The organism is Actinocatenispora thailandica, assembly GCF_016865425.1.
GTDB classification, from domain to species: domain Bacteria; phylum Actinomycetota; class Actinomycetes; order Mycobacteriales; family Micromonosporaceae; genus Actinocatenispora; species Actinocatenispora thailandica.
The window spans coordinates 5,270,333-5,286,976 of the sequence record NZ_AP023355.1 but is presented as its reverse complement, the minus strand read 5'-3'; the positions used below and the strand labels follow the sequence as shown (position 1 = coordinate 5,286,976).

Annotated in this window: 15 protein-coding genes; 9 read left to right on the top strand and 6 right to left on the bottom strand. The window is 72.9% G+C overall.

Going from position 1 to position 16,644, the window contains the following annotated elements; all coding sequences use genetic code 11:
- Positions 1-9: 9 nt before the first annotated feature.
- Complete coding sequence (locus Athai_RS23470; RefSeq protein WP_203963495.1) at positions 10-891, top strand: LysR family transcriptional regulator; 882 nt, start codon at positions 10-12, stop codon at positions 889-891.
- Positions 892-988: 97 nt separating this feature from the next.
- A complete protein-coding gene (locus Athai_RS23465) occupies positions 989-1,942 on the top strand; it encodes a cyclase family protein (protein ID WP_203963494.1) in 954 nt (317 codons plus the stop codon).
- 46 nt (positions 1,943-1,988) lie between these two features.
- Here the strand turns inward: Athai_RS23465 and Athai_RS23460 are convergent, their stop codons facing one another.
- On the bottom strand, positions 1,989-2,852 hold the full coding sequence (locus tag Athai_RS23460; RefSeq protein ID WP_203963493.1) for a helix-turn-helix transcriptional regulator: 864 nt from the start codon (positions 2,850-2,852) through the stop codon (positions 1,989-1,991).
- 129 nt (positions 2,853-2,981) lie between these two features.
- On the opposite strand from Athai_RS23460, the gene Athai_RS23455 reads away from it, so the two are divergent.
- From Athai_RS23455 to Athai_RS23445, 3 genes are all read left to right on the top strand, one after another.
- Positions 2,982-3,728, top strand: a complete 747-nt coding sequence (locus Athai_RS23455) for an SDR family oxidoreductase (RefSeq protein WP_203963492.1) — start codon at positions 2,982-2,984, stop codon at positions 3,726-3,728.
- Between the two features lie 44 nt (positions 3,729-3,772).
- Positions 3,773-3,982, top strand: coding sequence for a 4-oxalocrotonate tautomerase family protein (locus tag Athai_RS23450; RefSeq protein ID WP_203963491.1), 210 nt, complete (start codon positions 3,773-3,775; stop codon positions 3,980-3,982).
- 281 nt (positions 3,983-4,263) lie between these two features.
- Positions 4,264-5,277 carry an AraC family transcriptional regulator gene (locus tag Athai_RS23445; RefSeq protein ID WP_203963490.1) on the top strand — a complete coding sequence of 338 codons (1,014 nt, stop codon included), beginning with the start codon at positions 4,264-4,266 and terminating at the stop codon, positions 5,275-5,277.
- 132 nt (positions 5,278-5,409) lie between these two features.
- Here the strand turns inward: Athai_RS23445 and Athai_RS23440 are convergent, their stop codons facing one another.
- Complete coding sequence (locus Athai_RS23440) at positions 5,410-6,030, bottom strand: hemerythrin domain-containing protein (RefSeq protein ID WP_239157118.1); 621 nt, start codon at positions 6,028-6,030, stop codon at positions 5,410-5,412.
- A gap of 43 nt (positions 6,031-6,073) precedes the next feature.
- On the bottom strand, positions 6,074-6,535 hold the full coding sequence (locus tag Athai_RS23435) for a carboxymuconolactone decarboxylase family protein (RefSeq protein WP_203963489.1): 462 nt from the start codon (positions 6,533-6,535) through the stop codon (positions 6,074-6,076).
- A gap of 377 nt (positions 6,536-6,912) precedes the next feature.
- Here Athai_RS23435 and Athai_RS23430 point away from each other — a divergent pair, with 377 nt between their 5' ends.
- Positions 6,913-8,580, top strand: coding sequence for a glycosyltransferase family 39 protein (locus Athai_RS23430; protein ID WP_203963488.1), 1,668 nt, complete (start codon positions 6,913-6,915; stop codon positions 8,578-8,580).
- A gap of 184 nt (positions 8,581-8,764) precedes the next feature.
- The gene (locus tag Athai_RS23425) at positions 8,765-10,720 is read left to right on the top strand and encodes a potassium transporter Kup (protein WP_203963487.1); all 1,956 of its coding nucleotides are present in this window, start codon (positions 8,765-8,767) and stop codon (positions 10,718-10,720) included.
- A 47-nt stretch (positions 10,721-10,767) separates the two neighbouring features.
- On the opposite strand, the gene Athai_RS23420 is transcribed toward Athai_RS23425, so the two are convergent.
- Positions 10,768-11,565: a slipin family protein gene (locus Athai_RS23420; RefSeq protein ID WP_425544226.1), complete on the bottom strand. Its 798-nt coding sequence runs from the start codon at positions 11,563-11,565 to the stop codon at positions 10,768-10,770.
- 312 nt (positions 11,566-11,877) lie between these two features.
- Between Athai_RS23420 and Athai_RS23415 the strand changes: the two genes are divergently transcribed.
- The gene (locus Athai_RS23415; RefSeq protein ID WP_203963485.1) at positions 11,878-12,924 is read left to right on the top strand and encodes a CHAD domain-containing protein; all 1,047 of its coding nucleotides are present in this window, start codon (positions 11,878-11,880) and stop codon (positions 12,922-12,924) included.
- Between the two features lie 89 nt (positions 12,925-13,013).
- On the opposite strand, the gene Athai_RS23410 is transcribed toward Athai_RS23415, so the two are convergent.
- Positions 13,014-14,048 carry an N-acetylglucosamine kinase gene (locus tag Athai_RS23410; RefSeq protein WP_203963484.1) on the bottom strand — a complete coding sequence of 345 codons (1,035 nt, stop codon included), beginning with the start codon at positions 14,046-14,048 and terminating at the stop codon, positions 13,014-13,016.
- A 159-nt stretch (positions 14,049-14,207) separates the two neighbouring features.
- Between Athai_RS23410 and Athai_RS23405 the strand changes: the two genes are divergently transcribed.
- The gene (locus Athai_RS23405) at positions 14,208-14,960 is read left to right on the top strand and encodes a sugar isomerase domain-containing protein (protein ID WP_203963483.1); all 753 of its coding nucleotides are present in this window, start codon (positions 14,208-14,210) and stop codon (positions 14,958-14,960) included.
- On the opposite strand, the gene Athai_RS23400 is transcribed toward Athai_RS23405, so the two are convergent.
- A complete protein-coding gene (locus Athai_RS23400; RefSeq protein WP_203963482.1) occupies positions 14,930-16,642 on the bottom strand; it encodes an alkaline phosphatase D family protein in 1,713 nt (570 codons plus the stop codon). The genes Athai_RS23405 and Athai_RS23400 overlap by 31 nt on opposite strands.
- Positions 16,643-16,644 lie beyond the last annotated feature (2 nt).

Genomic DNA, 16,644 nt, shown 5'->3' with positions numbered 1-16,644 from the left:
GCTCGGGGCGTGCCGGATCTGGATTTGCGGGTGGTCCGCTACTTCGTGGCGGTCGCCGAGCACGAGCATTTCGGCCGCGCGGCGAGCGCGCTGCATGTCGCGCAGCCGAGCCTGAGCCGGCAGATTCGACAGCTCGAACACCAGCTCGGTGTCGCGCTTCTGGACCGGACGCCTCGCGGCACCCGGCTCACCCCGGCCGGCCAGAGCTTCCTGGAGCGGGCGCGGCAGCTGCTCGGGGACGCCGAGGCCGCCGTCGCGAGCGCCCGCGCCGCCGCGAAGCCGGACGCCCTGGCGGTCGGCTTCGGCGGCGATCTGATCGTGACGCCGATCGTCCGCGAGCTGGCGCACCGGTTCCCCGAGACCCAGGTCACGGCCCGCCACATCGAGGCGCGCCACGTCCGCGAGGCGCTGGTGCACCACGAGCTGGACGTCGTCGTCGCCCGCACACCGTTCGACACCGCGGGGCTCGCCGTGCAGGTGCTCTACGACGAGCCTCGGGTGCTCGTCGTGCCGGTCGGCCACCGGCTCGCGGGCAAGGAGAGCGTCGTGCTGGCCGACTTCGCCGACGAGCCACTGGTCGGGGTGCAGGATCCGGACGCGGACGCGTTCTGGCGGGTCCTGCCCCGGCCCGACGGTCGGGTCCCGCCGCCCGGCCCGCTCATCAACGACCCGGAGGACAAGTTCGAGCACGTCGCGTCCGGCCGAGCCCTCACCCTCGCGCCGGCCAGCCGCACGGGTCCGCAGCGCCGTTCCGACATCACCGCCGTGCCGGTCGCCGACATCCCACCGCTGCAGGTGGTCATCGCGCATCGGGATGGCGAGGACGGTCCGCTGCTGCGGGCGTTCTGCCGCGCGGCGCGGGCCCAGTTGACCGGTGCACCAAGGGAATGAGCCACCGCCGCGACGAGGCGGCGGCAGGTCGCGGCGAGGTCCGAACGCCCCCGCCCGGCACCACCACGAACCGTACGACCGAAGGAGCCGATGCCGGATGACGCTGCAGCGACAGGTACCCGCGCAGGACGAGGTGCTCGGGTACTTCGACACGCTGTCCAACTGGGGACGCTGGGGTGACGACGACCAGCGCGGCGCCCTCAACCACATCACCGACGGCGTCCGGCTGGCGGCGGCGCGGGCCGTGCGCCACGGCCGGAGCGTGTCGTGCGGGTGGGAGGTTGCGGTACCGGCGGAGATGGAGCGGTCGACGACGGCGTGCCCGCGTGCCGCCGAGATGCCCGGTGCCGAGAACATGCCGGCGGCGTTCCACCGCGACCGGCGGTGGGGCTTCTCGAACGAGCGGCTCGGCATCCTGTTCCACGGCAACACCATCACCCACCTCGACTCGCCGTGCCACCTGTTCTGGGACGGCGCGATGTACAACGGTCGGTCGCACTCGCTGGTCGACGCCGCGACGGGATCGGCGTGGGCGGCCGTCACGGCGGCGGCGAACGGGATCGTCACGCGTGGCGTCCTGCTGGACATCGCCGGAGTCCGGGACGTGCCGTGGTTGGAGCCGGGGCAGGGGGTGTTTCCCGACGATCTGGAGGAGGCCGAGCGTCGCCAGGGTGTGCGGGTGCGGCCCGGCGATGCGGTCCTGCTGCGCACCGGCTACGGCCGCGCCCGCCACGAGGCCGGCCCGGCCGGCGGTGTCACGCAGGCCGGCTGGCACGCGTCCTGCCTGCCGTGGCTGCAGGAACGGCAGGTGGCGCTGATCGGCGCCGACACTCCCCAGGACGTTCAACCGTCCGGATACGACGACGTGTTGATGCCGGTGCACGCCGTGGGGCTGGTGGCGATGGGGTTGTGGCTGCTCGACAACTGCGATCTGGAGGACTGCGCGGCGACGGCCGCCGAGCTCGACCAGTGGGACTTCCAGCTCGCCGTCGCGCCGGTCCGCTTCGCCGGCACCTCCGGCAGCCCGGTCAACCCGATCGCCACCTTCTGAGTCGGGCACTGCTCAGGGGTTCCGCTCGGCGGCCAGCGTCTCGTGGTCAGGCCCGGTCGGGGGCCATGGCCTGTACGCCGACGACGGACAGCAGGTCGAGCTTGGCCGCGCCGTCGGTACCGACGGCCGGGGTGAACCACAGCAGCCGCTGCCGGCCGTCCTCGCTGAACAGGTTGAGGCAGTTGACCTCGATCAGGCCGAGGCTGGGATGCACGATCCGCTTGCGGTCGTCGCGCCGGAACCCGACCTCGTGCTCGGCCCACAGCCGTGCGAACTCCGGTGAGCCGGCGGACAGCTCCCGGATCAGGTCGGCGGCCTCGGTGTCGTTCGCGTCCCGCCGGGCCGCCGCCGCGCGCAGGTCCGCGGTGAACGACCGGGACTGCGTCTCGTGGTCCTCGGCCGGATAGAGCGCACGGGCCTCGGGGTCGGTGAACCAGCGGTGCACGAAGCTGGCCGACCGGCCCCGGTAGCCCGACTGGTCTCCGAGCAGGGCGACCGCCAGCGGGTTCTGCACCAGTGTCACGTGCAGGTCGGTGATGACCTGTGCCGGTGTCGTCTGCAGCCGGTCGAGCAGGTCGAGCATGCCGGGATGGACGTGCGAGGCCGGGCCGCCCTGCACCGGTACCGGCCGGTCGGCCAGGTGGTAGAGGTGGTCGCGCTCGTCGGCGGTCAGCCGCAGCGCGCGGGCCAGCGCGGCGAGCATCTGTTCGGACGGCTGGGCGCCGGCACCGCGTTCCAGCTCGGTGTAGTACTCCACGGAGGCTCCGGCGAGGACGGCCACCTCGTCGCGCCGCAGTCCCGGCACCCGGCGCCGCGGTCCGTGCGGCAGCCCGACGTCGGCCGGGCGGATGCGATCCCGGCGGGAGCGCAGGAACGCGCCCAGTTCGGCGAGCTTGTCGGTGCGGGCCATCCCAGCGTTCCTCTCCTGCGGTGCCGGCTGCCTCCAGTGTTCCCCGCCGACCGGCGCCGAGCCTGGGGTTGCCGTCCCCACCTTCCGCGGCCACTGGTCCGCCGCGCCGTGCCGCCGCATCGTCGGGTCATGACCACATCGAACAACTCTCCCCGGGTCGCGATCGTCACCGGGGGATCGCGCGGTATCGGCCGGGCCGTCGCGCTCCGGCTCGCCGCCGACGGCCTGCCGGTCGCCGTCGGTTTCGCCAGCAACCGGAAAGAAGCCGACACAACGGTCGAGGAGATCGAGGCCCTCGGCGGCCGGGCCGTCGCGGTCGCGGCCGACGTCGCCGAGCCCGATGCCGTCGCGGCGCTGTTCGACACCGCCGAGCAGAGCTTCGGCGGTGTCGACGTCGTCGTACACGCCGCGGGGCGGCTGGCCCTGTCCACGGTCGCCGATCTCGATCTCGACCTGCTCGACGACCTGCACCGGACCAACATCCGGGGCACGTTCGTCGTCGCGCAGCAGGCGGCGCGGCGGCTGCGGCCCGGTGGCGCCCTGATCACCTTCTCCACCTCGGTGGTCGGGCTGCAGTTCCCGAGCTACGGGCCGTACGCGGCCAGCAAGGGAGCCGTCGAGGCGCTGACCCTGATCCTGGCCCGCGAGCTGCGCGGCCGGGATGTGACGGTCAACGCGGTGGCGCCCGGGCCGACCGCGACCGACCTGTTCCTGGACGGCAAGGACCAGCAGACGATCGACCGGCTCGCCCAGCAGGCGCCGCTGGAACGGCTGGGTACCCCGACCGACATCGCGGCCGTCACCGCGTTCCTGGCCTCGCCGGACGGGCACTGGGTCAACGGTCAGACCGTGCGCGCCAACGGCGGAATCGTCTGAGCCCTGACATATCGGCAAACCAGTACACCGATCAAGGAGAAACCATGCCGTTCGCGAACTTCAAGGTGCCGGCCGGCACCATCACCACCGAGCAGAAGCAGCAGATCGTGCAGCGCGCGACCGACCTGTACGCGGAGATCTACGGGGAACGCGCCCGGGCCAGCACCGTCGTCCTGGTCGACGAGGTGGCCGACGGCGGTTGGGGTGTCGGCGGCACCGTCCTGACCGCCGCCATGCTCAACGGCGAGCGCTGAGCGACCGGCGCAGCGGGCGGTACGCGCCGATCGGTGTGCCGCTGCGCCGGTTGCCCGAACCGGCACCGGCATCCCTGTTGTCCACATCGGACAATGCTGGTAGCGGTCCAGAGCGGGCAAACCGCCGGGCAGATCCCCGCGATTCGTTGCGGCTGTGCCGATCGCGGTACCGAGCCGGCCGCCGCCAGCGCGGACGCGGTGCACCGGAATCCTGCTCACACCCCGCAATCCCGGCCCGTCGTCCGACCGGATCGGGCCACCCGCCGGGCTACGATTCCGCCGTGATCGATGGAACGATCCCGAGCCGGCAGGCCCGGGTGTTGCTCGGGGCGCTGCGCCGCGCCGGGCTGGGGGAGGGCAGCCGGGCCCGGCTGCCCGAGCTGGCCGCCGACGTGCTGGTCGACGAGCTCGCCCGCCCGTCGACCTCCAGCGCCATCCAGCTGTGGCGCGAGTTCACCCTGCTGCCCGATGACAGCTTCATCGACCTGTTCCCCGCCGGCCAGTTGCCGCTGGGCGCGTTCGGCGTCTGGGACTACCTCTACACCGCCGGCGACGACCTCGCCGGCTCCATCCGGCTGGCCACCGCGCACACCGGCAACCTCGCCGACCCCGCCCTCGAACGACTCGACCTCGTCGAGTCCGACGGGCTGCTGACCCTGCAACGCGCCAACAGCGTCCCCGGTGACCCGGACGTCGCGGCGGTGATCGAACAGTTCGCCATGCTGCTGTACCTGACCCGCTCCCGCGACGCGACCGGTCGGATGCTGACCCCGGTGCGGGTCAGCTTCACCCAGCGCGCGCCGCGCCGGCACGGCAACCTGGCCCGCGCCCTGGGCACCGGCACCATCGAGTTCGACGCCGAGTACAACTCGATGACGCTGCGCGGCGACGACGGGCGGCTCGAGATCCCCCAGTTCCGGCCGGGGTTGGGCGAGGTACTGGGCAGGCACGCCGAGATGCTGCTGACCGCGTCGCGGCCGGTCCGATCCTGGCAGGCGGGTTTTCGCACCGTGCTGCGCCGCAGCTTCGACGGCCGCGAGGTCTCCCTCGACGCGGTGGCCCGCCGGATGAGCATCAGCACCCGCACCCTGCAGCGCCGGCTCGCCGACCATCACACCACCTGGCGCGAGGAGGTGGAGGCGGCCCGCCGCGACGTGGCGACCACCCTGCTGCGCGACAGCCCGCTGCCGGTGGCCGCGATCGCCGCCCGCGTCGGTTACAGCGACGTACGCACGCTGCGCCGCGCGGTCCACCGCTGGCACGGCCGCTCGCCCAGCGCGCTGCGAGCCGCCTGACCCCACCGGCGTACGCGCGGCGACCGCCACCGGCCCGGTCCGGTGCCGGCGGCGGCCGCCAGGCTGCTCATCCGCGTTGCCGCGGCTCCAGTGCCTCTGTCACCCGCGTTGCCACAGCTTCAGGGCCTCTGCTCACCCGTGTTGCCACAGCTCCAGTGCCTCGTACGCGGGCTGCCACTGCGTCAGGTACGCCTGGTACGCCGGCTTCGGCAACGGTGCGAGCATCGTGGCGCGTACCCGCTCGTCGGCCCCGTCCAGCAACCATGGCAGCAGCCGGGGCGCGTTCGGCCCGATCCGCTGGGCGTGCACCTGGCCGAACTGCGCCCACTGCTCCGGCGTCACGAACGCCCCGATCACCGGCAGCGCCGCGCCCTCCTCGTGCTTCAGGTGGGCGTCGAGGCCGGTGACCAGCGCGTCGAGCAGGTCGCCCAGCGGCGCCTCCGGCTCGGCCACCGCGGCATCGATGGCCTGCAGGATCGGATCGATCGCCGCGTGCTCGGCCTCCATCGCATCCAGCAGCGCCAACTCGTCGGGCCGGTCGGCCAGCTGTTGCCGCATCGCCGGCCACAGCGCGTCGTCCTCGGCCGTGTGATGGATGTGCAGCGACGTCTTGAACAGGTCCCAGCCCGCGGCCGTGGCCAGGATCCGTCGGGGCTCGGCACCGGTCTGCCCGGCGAACCGGGCCAGGTGGGTCATTTCCCGGCGCAGCGCGTCGTGCATGGCGTACATCGCCGTCATGTCGAGAGTGCTCAAAACGGTGTCCTTCAACGTTGTGGGGACTCGGGCGGCAGCCCGGTCAGCCCCAGGTGGCTCCGGCCGGCTCCTGGATGGTGGCGTTGAGCCGGTTGAACAGGTTGGTCACCGAGATGACCAGGATCAGCCCTGCCAGCTGCTGCTCGTCGAAGTGGTCGGCCGCGGTGTCCCACAGCTCGTCGCCGACCGCCTCGGACGACCGGTCGGCCAGCCGCGTCACCGATTCGGTCAGCTGCAGCGCGGTACGTTCCGGCTCGGAGAAGTACGGCGCCTCCCGCCACGCCGCGACTCCCGCGATCCGTTCGCTGCTGGTACCGGCCTTGATCAGGTTCTGGGTGTGGGCGTGCACGCAGGCGCTGCACCCGTTGATCTGGCTGGCTCGCAGGCCCACGATCTCCTGCAGTTCGTGCGACAGGCCGCTCTGGTCGACGGCCTTGACGATGCTGCCGATGCCTTTCATGCCACCGGGCAGCACGAAGGCCGGGTTCTTCATTCTCGCGGGCATTGCGTCCTCACTTGCCGGGTCCGTTCGGTTGCGGAGCCGGCGAATCCGGCCTCGCAACCGAACCGTAGAGCCGGCCGGACCCACCCTGGGAGGACCGCACACGCCAGCCACCGGACCCAACCCGCCAGCCTGCTCGGCGTGGGGACAGGTTCGTCGCGGGTGGGTGGCGCGGGCAGCCGCCGGGCGCCGGCGCCGCCGGGGTTGGCCAACGGACGGCAAGCGCTCGGTTCCTGCAATCGCCGCGTACCGATCGGCTCCTAGAGTCGGTGTCGGGGCCCACGGGTACGCGACCACGAGACGGGCGGCCGGGCGAACCGCACCCGATCGAACCAGCTGGCGCCGTACCGCGGGTACCCGGAGATGGGGTGCCGGGGTCGATGGTGGCGACGTTGTCGGGTGGTGACGCCGGCGCCTCGACGCTGCGCCGCGAGCGTCTCGGTACCGCGCGGGCGGTGTCGCTGGCCGTGCTGGTGGCCTCGGTCGTCGCCGGCGCCGGGCTCGGCCGCAAGCCGCTGTCCTGGGACGAGGCGGTCAGCCTTTCCGCCGCGCAGCACCGGCTCTCGGGCCTCGCCGCGCTGCTGGCGCACACCGACGCACCGCTGGGCGCCTACTACCTGCTGCTGCATGGCTGGTTGGCCCTCGGCCGGCTGCTCGGGCAGCCGCCGGTCGAGTCGTGGGTGCGGCTGCCCAGCCTGGTCGGTGCCGTCGTCGCGGTGGGCTGCATTGTCGCCCTCGCCGCCCGGTACGTCGGTCCGCCGGCCGCCGCGGTCGCGGGGGTGCTGCTCGCCGTGCACCCCACGTTCGTGTTCTACGCCCAGGATGCCCGCCCGTACGGCCTGGCCACCGCCGCGATCGCCGCGGCGACGGTGCTGTTCGTCCGGGCGCTGGACCGGCCGTCCCCGGGGCGGCTCGCCAGCTACGCCGGGGTCGCCGTGCTGGCGGTCGCGCTGCACCTGTTCGCCGCGCTCGCGCTGCTGGCACACGCGGTGGTCGCGGTACGCCGGGGCCGGCCCGCCGGCAGGTGGGTGCTGACCGCGATGGCCGTCGCGATCGCGGTGACGCCGCTGGTGCTGGTGTCGGCCCGGCAGACCGCCGAGGTGTCGTGGATCCCGCCGGCCAGCCCGCGCGCGGTCGCCAGCGTCCTCACCCACCTGTACGGCGGGCCGCTGGTGCTCGCCGCCCTGCTCGCCGTGGTCGTCGCCGTCCTGGCCACCCGGTACGGCCCGCACCGGGCGGCGGTGCCCGTCGGGGACCCGCCGACCGGCCGGTGGACCGGCCTACGGTCGATGCTGCCCACGCTCCGGGCGTCCCCGGTGGCGGGGGTGCCGCGCCTGCCGCGGACCGGACCGGCACGGCCGCCGGTGGCGCCCTGGTCGGTGCCGATCGTGGTGGCGCTGCTGCCGCCCGTGCTGCTGGTCGCCGCGGACCTGCTGCGGCCGGTGTTGGTCGCGCGGTACGCGCTGGTGGCGCTGCCGGCGACGGTGCTTGCGGTGACCGGCGCCGCGGTGCGCGGTGGCCGGGTGGCACGGGCGATGCTGGCCGTGGCGCTGGTGGCGGCGGTGGGCACCACGGCGGTGCAGCAGCTGCGGCCGTACAAGTACGAGAACTTCCGGGCGGCCACCGACGCGGTCACCGACACCGCGCGGCCCGGTGACGGGATGCTGTTCCTGCCGCTGTCCAGCCGCGTCGGCTACCTGGCGTACGCCGGCCGCGACCGCGACGGCCACCTCCCGGCCGATCCGCTGCTGCGGCGTGCGCCGCGACTCGCCGACCGGATCGGTGGACGCGAGGTCGCGGCCCGACTCGTCCCGGCCCGCGTGCACGCCGCTCGCCGCATCTTCCTGTACGGCACGGATCTCGCCGCGCTGTCGGCTCGTCCCGGGCCATCCTCGGCGCCGAAGGTCCGGGCGGTCGCCGGCTGGCGGGTTCGCTGGATCCGCCACTTCGGTGCGGTCTCCGTCGCCCTGCTCACCCCGCCCCGGCCCGCGACCCCGCCGGCCACCAGCGCCCCGGTCAGCCAGCCCGACCCACCGGCCGATCGGTGACGGCACCGACGGTACGGCCGGGTTCGGCGACGCTGTGCGATGCCCGATAGGCCGGAGATTGTCTGCGTCTGCGGCTCGACGTCCCACACCTGCCGCCCGATGCCGGGGGTGACCGGGCGACTGTTGTGGTGCCGGTGCAGGATTGGCGCATGACCTGTGACAGCCGTCCCGGCCGGACCGATACATGACCGCCCAGCGGGGTGACGATTCGGTCAATGCAACACAGACGGCCGGCCGTCGATCCCCAGCGCCGGGCCGGGGCGGCGCGGTCGGGCTGGCGATCGCCGCGCTGGGTGTCGTGTTCGGCGACATCGGGACCAGTCCGCTGTACGCGCTGCAGACGGTGTTCAGCATCGACGGCGGCATCGTCCGGCCGACCCAGCCCGACGTCCTCGGCGTGGTGTCGCTGATGTTCTGGAGCCCGACGATCGTGGTGTCGATCAAGTACGTCACGATCCTGATGCGGGCGGACAACAACGGCGAGGGCGGGGTGATGGCGCTCGCCGCGCTGGCGCAGCGACTCTACGCCAGCCGGTTGGGTCGCACCACGTTCTTGTTGATCATCGGCATCGTGGGTGTCTCGCTGTTCTACGGCGACTCGGTGATCACGCCGGCGATGAGCGTGCTGTCGGCCGTCGAGGGGCTCAACGTCGCGGTACCGGGCATCGGACACCTCGCCGTGCCGATCGCGGCGCTGATCCTGACCGCCCTGTTCGTCGTCCAGCGATTCGGTACCGGGAAGGTCGGGCGGCTGTTCGGCCCGGTCATGATCCTGTGGTTCACGGTGCTTGCCGTCGCCGGGATCAGCGGCATCGTCCGGCGGCCCTCGGTGCTGCTGGGGCTGTCACCCACCTACGCGGTGGCGTTCGTGGTCGCGCATCCGGTCATCGCGTTCGTGGCGATGGGCGCCGTGGTGCTGGTGATCACCGGTGCCGAGGCGCTGTACGCGGACATGGGGCACTTCGGCCGGCCCGCGATCCGCCGCGCGTGGTTCTTCGTGGTGTTCCCCGCGTTGATGCTGAACTACCTGGGCCAGGCGGCGCTCGTTCTGCAGGATCCCGCCGCGCGGGCCAACCCGTTCTTCCTGCTGCTGCCCGGCTGGTCCCGGCTGCCGGTCGTGGTCCTGGCCACCGCGGCCACGGTGATCGCCAGCCAGGCGGTCATCTCCGGGGCGTTCTCGCTGTCCCGGCAGGCGACCCAGCTGGGGCTGCTGCCGCCGTTGACGGTCCGGCAGACCTCCGAGGAGGAACGCGGACAGGTCTACCTCCCGGCGGTCAACACGCTGTTGTTCATCGGGGTGCTGGCCGTGACGATCCTGTTCGGCTCGTCGGCCCGGTTGGCCACCGCCTACGGCGTCTCGGTGACCGGTGCGCTCGTGGTCGACACCGTGTTGCTGCTGATCGTGGCCCGCGTGCTGTGGGGATGGAAGGCCTGGCAGATCGCGCTGGCGGCGGTGGTGTTCGGCAGTCTCGAGCTGACGTTCCTGAGTGCCAACCTGTCCAAGATCCTGCATGGTGGTTGGGTGCCGCTGCTGCTGGCGCTGGCCGTGATCACCGTGATGACCACCTGGCGTCGCGGCCGGCAGCTGGTCGCCGACCGGCGCAAGGGCAAGGAAGGCTCGCTCGCCGACTTCGTCGAGTACGTGCGGGAGCAGCAGGTGCCGCGGGTCCCCGGCATCGCCGTGTTCCCGCACCCCCACAAGGGCACCACGCCGCTGGCGTTGCGCGCGAACGTCGAGCACAACCGCGTGCTGCACGAACACGTCATCATCGTGTCGGTACAGACGACCAACGTGCCGCACGTGCCCTGGGACAAGGCGTTCACGCACGACGACCTGGGCTACTCCGACGACGGGATCGAGCACCTCAACATCCGGATCGGCTTCTCCGACACGCCGAACATCCCGCGAGCGCTCCGGCGGGCCTGTGTCAGCGACGCGATCGGCGTCGAGGCCAAGGACATGGCGCGCGCGTCGTACTTCCTGTCGCGCGGCCCGGTCCGGACCACGCGGTCACGGACGATGGCCCAGTGGCGCAAGAAGCTGTTCGTCGCCCTCGCCAACAATGCGGCCAACCCGGCTGCGCGCTTCCAGCTGCCGCGGCGCCGCACCGTCACCATGGGTACCGACGTGGAGATCTGACCCTCGTCGCCGAGGTCGACGGCGGGCCGGTATCGAGGCGGGCAGCGTCAGTGGGCCACCGTCGTCTCGGTGGCGGGAGCCTGGCGGGCCAGTGTGTCCCGAAGGCGGCCGACCTCGCCGGCCGGTAGCTTCTCCACGAACCGCAGCAGTTCCACGGGGAACGGCAGAACGAGGGTGGAGTTCTTCTCGGCGGCGACCTCCACCACCGTCTCCAGCAGCCGCAGCTGCAACGCGCCGGGGGTGTCGGCCATGGCGTGTGCCGCCTGGGCGAGTTTCTCGGATGCCTGGAGTTCGCCGTCGGCGGAGATGACCCGGGCCCGGCGTTCGCGTTCGGCTTCGGCCTGGCGCGACATCGACCGCTTCATCGTCTCCGGCAGCGCCACGTCCTTGATCTCGACCCGGTCGATGTGGATTCCCCAGCCCAGCGCCGGGTTGTCGATCATGACTTCCAGGCCCTGGTTGAGTTTGTCCCGGTTGGACAGCAGATCGTCGAGCTCGCTCTTGCCGATGATGGAGCGCAGCGAGGTCTGCGCGACCTGCTCGATGGCGAACAGGTAGTCCTGCACGTTGATGATGGCCCGCGCCGGGTCCAACACGTTGAAATAGACCACGGCATCGACCCGGACGGTCACATTGTCCCGGGTGATGCCTTCCTGCGCAGGCACCGGCATGGTCACGATCTGCATGTTGACCTTGCGCAGCCGGTCCAGGACCGGCGCGAACAGCACCAGGCCGGGACCACGCACCGCCGAGCGGAGGCGGCCGAACCGGAAGACCAGGCCCCGCTCGTACTGTTTGACGATCCGCACGCCGGTAGCCAGCCACAGCGCGAGGACGATGAGCACACCGACAACGATGCCGACGACAGCCAAACCGCGCTCCCCGCGGATCCTGCCTCATGTCAGGCTTGGCGGGGCTGTCCGCTCCGCAAGGACCCGTTAGCCAGATCGTAGCGCCGAGAAGGGCACTCGCGTAGCGCTGAGCCAGCCGATCCTGGTGGTGGGCCGGGGTCGGTGCCGACGCCCCCGTGCAGCGTGCACCGATCGGCCGGGTCGAGCCAAGACAACGACCTCGTCGGGTCGTACGATGGAGGGGCAATTGACCGGTTGGCCCGACGCCGAGACCGGTCGTGGTTGCTCGACCACCTGCTCACAGCCATGATCACCACAGCGACGATCCGCACATATCGCGTCCCGGTCCTCCTCGACGTGCTGGAGGCCCGTCTCGACGCGGCCGGTGCCCGGCCCGCCGCGAACGGTGCCCGGGCCGGGTCGGCCGAGCGGTTCCGCGACCGGCCACTCCCGACGCAGCGCGGCGAACCCGTCGGCGGGCGGCTGATCGGGGAGTACCTGGCGGCGCAGCGGGACGCGCTCGTGGCCAACGATCCGGGAGCGCGGGCCGGTGATTCCGACGCGGTGCACGACCTGCGGATCGCGGTCCGGCGGCTGCGGTGCACGCTGCGTGCCTTCCGGCCGTTGCTGCGCAGCGAAACCACCGAGCCGCTCAGGGCCGAGCTGGGCTGGCTGGGCCGGCGGCTGGGCGCGGTTCGCGACGCGGACGTGATGTCGGCGAACCTCGCGGCGGCGATCGACGCGGTGGACCCGGAGCTGATCGTCGGTCCGGTCGCCGACCGGATCGGCCGACGCGTCGCCCGCGGCGCCGAGAAGGCCCGAAGCCGGCTGCTGCGCGCACTCGCCAGCCAGCGGTACGCCGGGCTGCTCGATCGGCTGGATCAACTCGTCGCCGAGCCGCGCGCGATCTCCTACCAGCAGGCGACGGCCTGCGCCGCCAAGGCACTGCGGCGCGCCGACCGCAAGCTGGACGCCGCGTTGCGCCACCCGCCGCGGGCACCCGTCGCCGCCGCGGCATCCGGCGAGACGGCGCTGCACGAGGCACGCAAGGCGTACAAGCGGGCGCGGTACGCGTTGGAGGTCGTGCTGCCCGCCGCTGGCCACCCCGCCCGCAGGCTGGTGCGCAGGCTGCGGGTCATGCAGGACCTGCTCGGCGATCTGCACGACGCGTGGCTTACCGCCGACCTGCTGCGTGACCACGGGATGCGAGCGCACCTGGCCGGCGAGAACGCCTTCAGCTACGGGATCCTCGTCGCCGACCGCAATGCCGCCGCCCGTGACCTGCTCGCCCGGCTACCCCGGGCACGACGCAGGCTCCGCAAACCCCGGCTCCGGCACTGGCTCGAACGGTGACCGCCGACCATGCCGACCGCCGTGCCGCACTCGTGGGCGCATCCCACGAACCCAACCGCGCCGCCCAGTAAAGCCTCCCCGCGTCGGGCTCACCGCGGCGATGCGGCGGCCGGCCACTCGTCCGCCGTACCGACGATCGAGCGGTGCAGCGCGGCCGGGTCGGTGATGCCGGGCAGCGCGGCGGTGGCGAGCCAGGCAGCCCCGGCCGCACCGCTGCCGGCGGTCAGTACCCGCGGCGCCGACTGGTGCGGACCGGGCGACCAGCCGGCCAGCCGCCGGCGCAACTGTGCACCGACCGGCGTGGCGGGCCGGATCACGCTGCCGGACAGCACCAGCGGGCCGCCCCCGTACGCCGCGGTGGCCAGCGTGAACAGATGCCGGCCGGCGCGCTCCACGATGTCTTCCGCGACCGGGTCACCGGCCTCGGCGGCGGTACTGACCAGCGACGCCAGCCGGGCGAGGCGCAGCGGATGGGCGTGGTCGACCGCGCTGACGGTGCGTTCGGTGTCGCTGCCCGGGTTCGCCGGGTCGACGGGCAGCTGGGCGGCAACCAGGTCGGTGAGCATGCCGGGTGGCCGCAGGCCGTCGGTGACCATGAGCAGCGCCCGGACCGCTTCCCGGCCGAGCCAGAACCCGGCGCCCTCGTCGCCGAGCAGCCAGCCGTACCCGGCGAACGCGCGGGTCATCCGGTGACCGGTGATGCGGCCTGCCGCGGTACCGGTGCCGGCGATCAGGATCGTGCCGTCGGGTTCGGCGGTGCCCGCTGCGTAGGCGACCTCCACGTCGCTGACGACGCGCATCGGGCAGCGCAGGCCAAGATCGCCCCAGGCTCGGCGGAACGTGTCGCCGACGGCCGGGACGGTGAGCACGTTGCCGCCGGCCACGCCGAGCACCCCCAGGCCCACCGCGGCGGGATCGTGGTCGCCCAGCGCCGCGCGCACGGCCTCGCGCAACGCGCCGGCCGCGCCCTCGGGTGCGTGCGCGAACGGGTTGCCGGGACCGGCCGCCCCGGTACCGAGCACGACACCGGACTCGGCGGCGAGCACCGCGCGGGTCGCGGTACCGCCCATGTCCAGGCCGAGGGCCAGCCGCATCGGTGCTCCCGGGTCGAGCGGGTACGACAATCGTGCATGATACGTGTGGTGCCTGACGAGAATTGATCGAAATGCGGGACATTCGCGTACCTGACGTCACGGTTGCGCGTTGTGCCCGACCCTGCAGAGCGGTGCGGCGCCCCTGGCGCGGCGCCGCCGGCGCGAACGAGAGCAAAGGGTGAGGACCGAATGACGGTGGATGGTGCGGTCTACGCGGCTGCCGCCCGCACGGTGCTGGACCGGGTGATCGACAGCCAGGCCGACGCGGTGGGGCAGGCGGCGGACCTGATCGTGGCGAGCCTGCGCGACGGCGGCGTGATCCAGGCGTTCGGCAGCGGCCACTCCGAGGCGCTGGCGATGGAGATCGCCGGCCGCGCCGGTGGGCTGGTGCCGACCAACAAGCTCGCGCTGCGCGACGTGGTCGTGTTCGGCGGGCAGCCGCCGTCGGTGCTGTCCGACCCGCTGCTGGAGCGTGACCCGGCCATCGCGCACCGCGTCCTGGAACTGGCGAACATCCAGCCCAGCGACGTGTTCGTGATCGCCTCCAGCTCCGGCATCAACGGCTCGACGGTGGAACTGGCCCGTACCGTCAAGCAGCGCGGGCACAAGCTGATCGCGATCACCTCGCTGGACCACACGGCCAAGGCCGAGCCGCGGCACCCGTCCGGGCAGCGGCTGTCGGAGGTCGCCGACGTGGTGCTCGACAACGGCGCCCCCTTCGGTGACGCGGTACTGCCGCTGCCCGGCGGCGGTGCGGTCGGCGCCGTGTCGTCGCTGACCGCGGCGATGCTGGCCCAGATGATCACCACCGAGGTGGTGCGTCGGCTGCTCGACGCCGGTGAGCAGCCGCCGATCTACCTGTCCGCGAACGTGCCCGGTGGCGACGAGCACAACCAGGCGCTGGAACAGCGCTACGCCGGCCGGATCCGCCGCACCGCCTGACCGCCGCCGCGCCAGGCCAGCGGCACCTGGGCCAGCGGTTGCAGCACCGGGCGACCCGCGGCGTCTCGTGCCGTGCCGTCCAACCGGACCCGGGCCGACCGGGCCCGCAGCTCCAGTGTCCCGACGGCGTTGGAGAAGTACGGGCCGGCGAGCTTGCGCCAGCGTGGCCCCGGCCGCGGTACCCGGGCCAGCCGGGCGATGCCCGCGGCGATCCCGGCGGCGGCGCGGCTCCAGCCGATCCGGAAGCCGATCTTCATCTCCGGCGGAGCCTGGTTGTGGGTCGGCGAACAGGTCAGCTGGTACACCCGGCTTCGCTGGTCGGGGCCGAGGTCGGCGGCGGCGACGTAGCTGTGGTGCACGTCGCCGGACAGCACGCTGATGCTGGCCGGCGGCCGCGGCGTGCACCTCCCGGCGGAGACGTCGCGCAGCAGCTCGCCGAACCGTTCGAAGGAGTCCCGGAAGGCGGCCCAGTGCTCCATGTCGGCGACCTGGCGCACCCGTTCCGCCCCGGCCGCGACCAGCGCCCGGGGCGAGTCGGCGAGCTTCTCGTCGGCGGTCTCCAGGTCGTGGATGGCCGGCGGCAACAGCCACGGTAGCGACGCGCCGACGATCAGGTGGTCGTAGTCGCCGCGCACCTGCTCGGTGAGCCAGTCCCAGTCGGTGGGGGAGAGCATCTGCCGCCGGCCCGGTGTGAGCACCCGGCCGCTGCGGTTGTCCAGCACCAACACCCGGGTACGGGCCAGGTCGATGCGGTAGCTCCAGCTCGGGCCGACCGTCGGTGTGGCCGGATCGGTGGCGCGGTCGCTGACGATGGCGAGGCGGGCCAGTGCCGCCGACGCGTCGCCGCCGGTCAACACCTCGCGGGCCGTCTCGTCGCTGGCCAGCTGGTCCGGGGTGAGGTTGCCCAGCTGCTGGTACACCCAGTACGAGGCGAGCCCGCCGACGATGCGGCGGCGCCACCAGGTGGTGGCGTGGATCCGTGCGCGCCAGGCGGCCGAGGTGTTCCAGTCGTCCACGATCTCGTGGTCGTCGAAGATCATCGCGGACGGCACGGTGGACAGCAGCCAGCGGATCTCCGGATCGGTCCACGACTCGTGGTAGAGCCTCGTGTACTCCTCGAAGTCGGCGGCCTGGTCGGTCGGCGCGTCCGACGGGCCGTCACCATGCTCGCGCCGGTCGCGCAGGTACCGCTGGGTGTCGGCGGAGATCTCGTCCGCGTACACCTGGTCGCCCAGCAGCAACAGGAGATCCGGTACCGCGGCGTCGCCCCTGGCCAGCGTGCGGGCGAAGGTGTCCAGCGCATCCGGCGGGAACCCGTCGTCGGTGTAGGGGGAGGCCTCCCGGCAGGAGCCGAACATCACCCGCACCGTCGCGGGCGGCCCGCCCCGGGTGCGCAGCCGGCTCGGCGGGTACTCGCCGCGCCGCGGCGGCCAGACCCGCTCACCGTCGAGCCGCACCGAGTACGGCAGGTCGGCGCCGGGTCCCAGGCCCGACGCTACGACGAGCGCGTAGTGATGCCCGAAGGCGGTGAAGGTGTCCGCGTGCGCGCTGACGTCCCCGGCGCGGACCTCGACCCGCGCCGGGGAGTCGGTCTCCACCCAGATACTCGCCGTGTCGTCCGTGGCGCATCGCAACACCGGTCCCAGCACCAGCCGCCGGGAGATCTCCCCGCTGAAGGTCATGC

What these genes read in the sequence shown, in the direction of transcription:
- Athai_RS23455 (WP_203963492.1), top strand. Translation starts at nt 2,982, where the DNA reads ATGACCACATCGAACAACTCTCCCCGGGTCGCGATCGTCACCGGGGGA.
- Athai_RS23415 (WP_203963485.1), top strand. Translation starts at nt 11,878, where the DNA reads ATGATCACCACAGCGACGATCCGCACATATCGCGTCCCGGTCCTCCTC.
- Athai_RS23460 (WP_203963493.1), bottom strand. Translation starts at nt 2,852, where the DNA reads ATGGCCCGCACCGACAAGCTCGCCGAACTGGGCGCGTTCCTGCGCTCC.
- Athai_RS23450 (WP_203963491.1), top strand. Translation starts at nt 3,773, where the DNA reads ATGCCGTTCGCGAACTTCAAGGTGCCGGCCGGCACCATCACCACCGAG.
- Athai_RS23435 (WP_203963489.1), bottom strand. Translation starts at nt 6,535, where the DNA reads ATGCCCGCGAGAATGAAGAACCCGGCCTTCGTGCTGCCCGGTGGCATG.
- Athai_RS23430 (WP_203963488.1), top strand. Translation starts at nt 6,913, where the DNA reads ATGGTGGCGACGTTGTCGGGTGGTGACGCCGGCGCCTCGACGCTGCGC.
- Athai_RS23465 (WP_203963494.1), top strand. Translation starts at nt 989, where the DNA reads ATGACGCTGCAGCGACAGGTACCCGCGCAGGACGAGGTGCTCGGGTAC.
- Athai_RS23425 (WP_203963487.1), top strand. Translation starts at nt 8,765, where the DNA reads ATGACCGCCCAGCGGGGTGACGATTCGGTCAATGCAACACAGACGGCC.
- Athai_RS23405 (WP_203963483.1), top strand. Translation starts at nt 14,208, where the DNA reads ATGACGGTGGATGGTGCGGTCTACGCGGCTGCCGCCCGCACGGTGCTG.
- Athai_RS23400 (WP_203963482.1), bottom strand. Translation starts at nt 16,642, where the DNA reads ATGACCTTCAGCGGGGAGATCTCCCGGCGGCTGGTGCTGGGACCGGTG.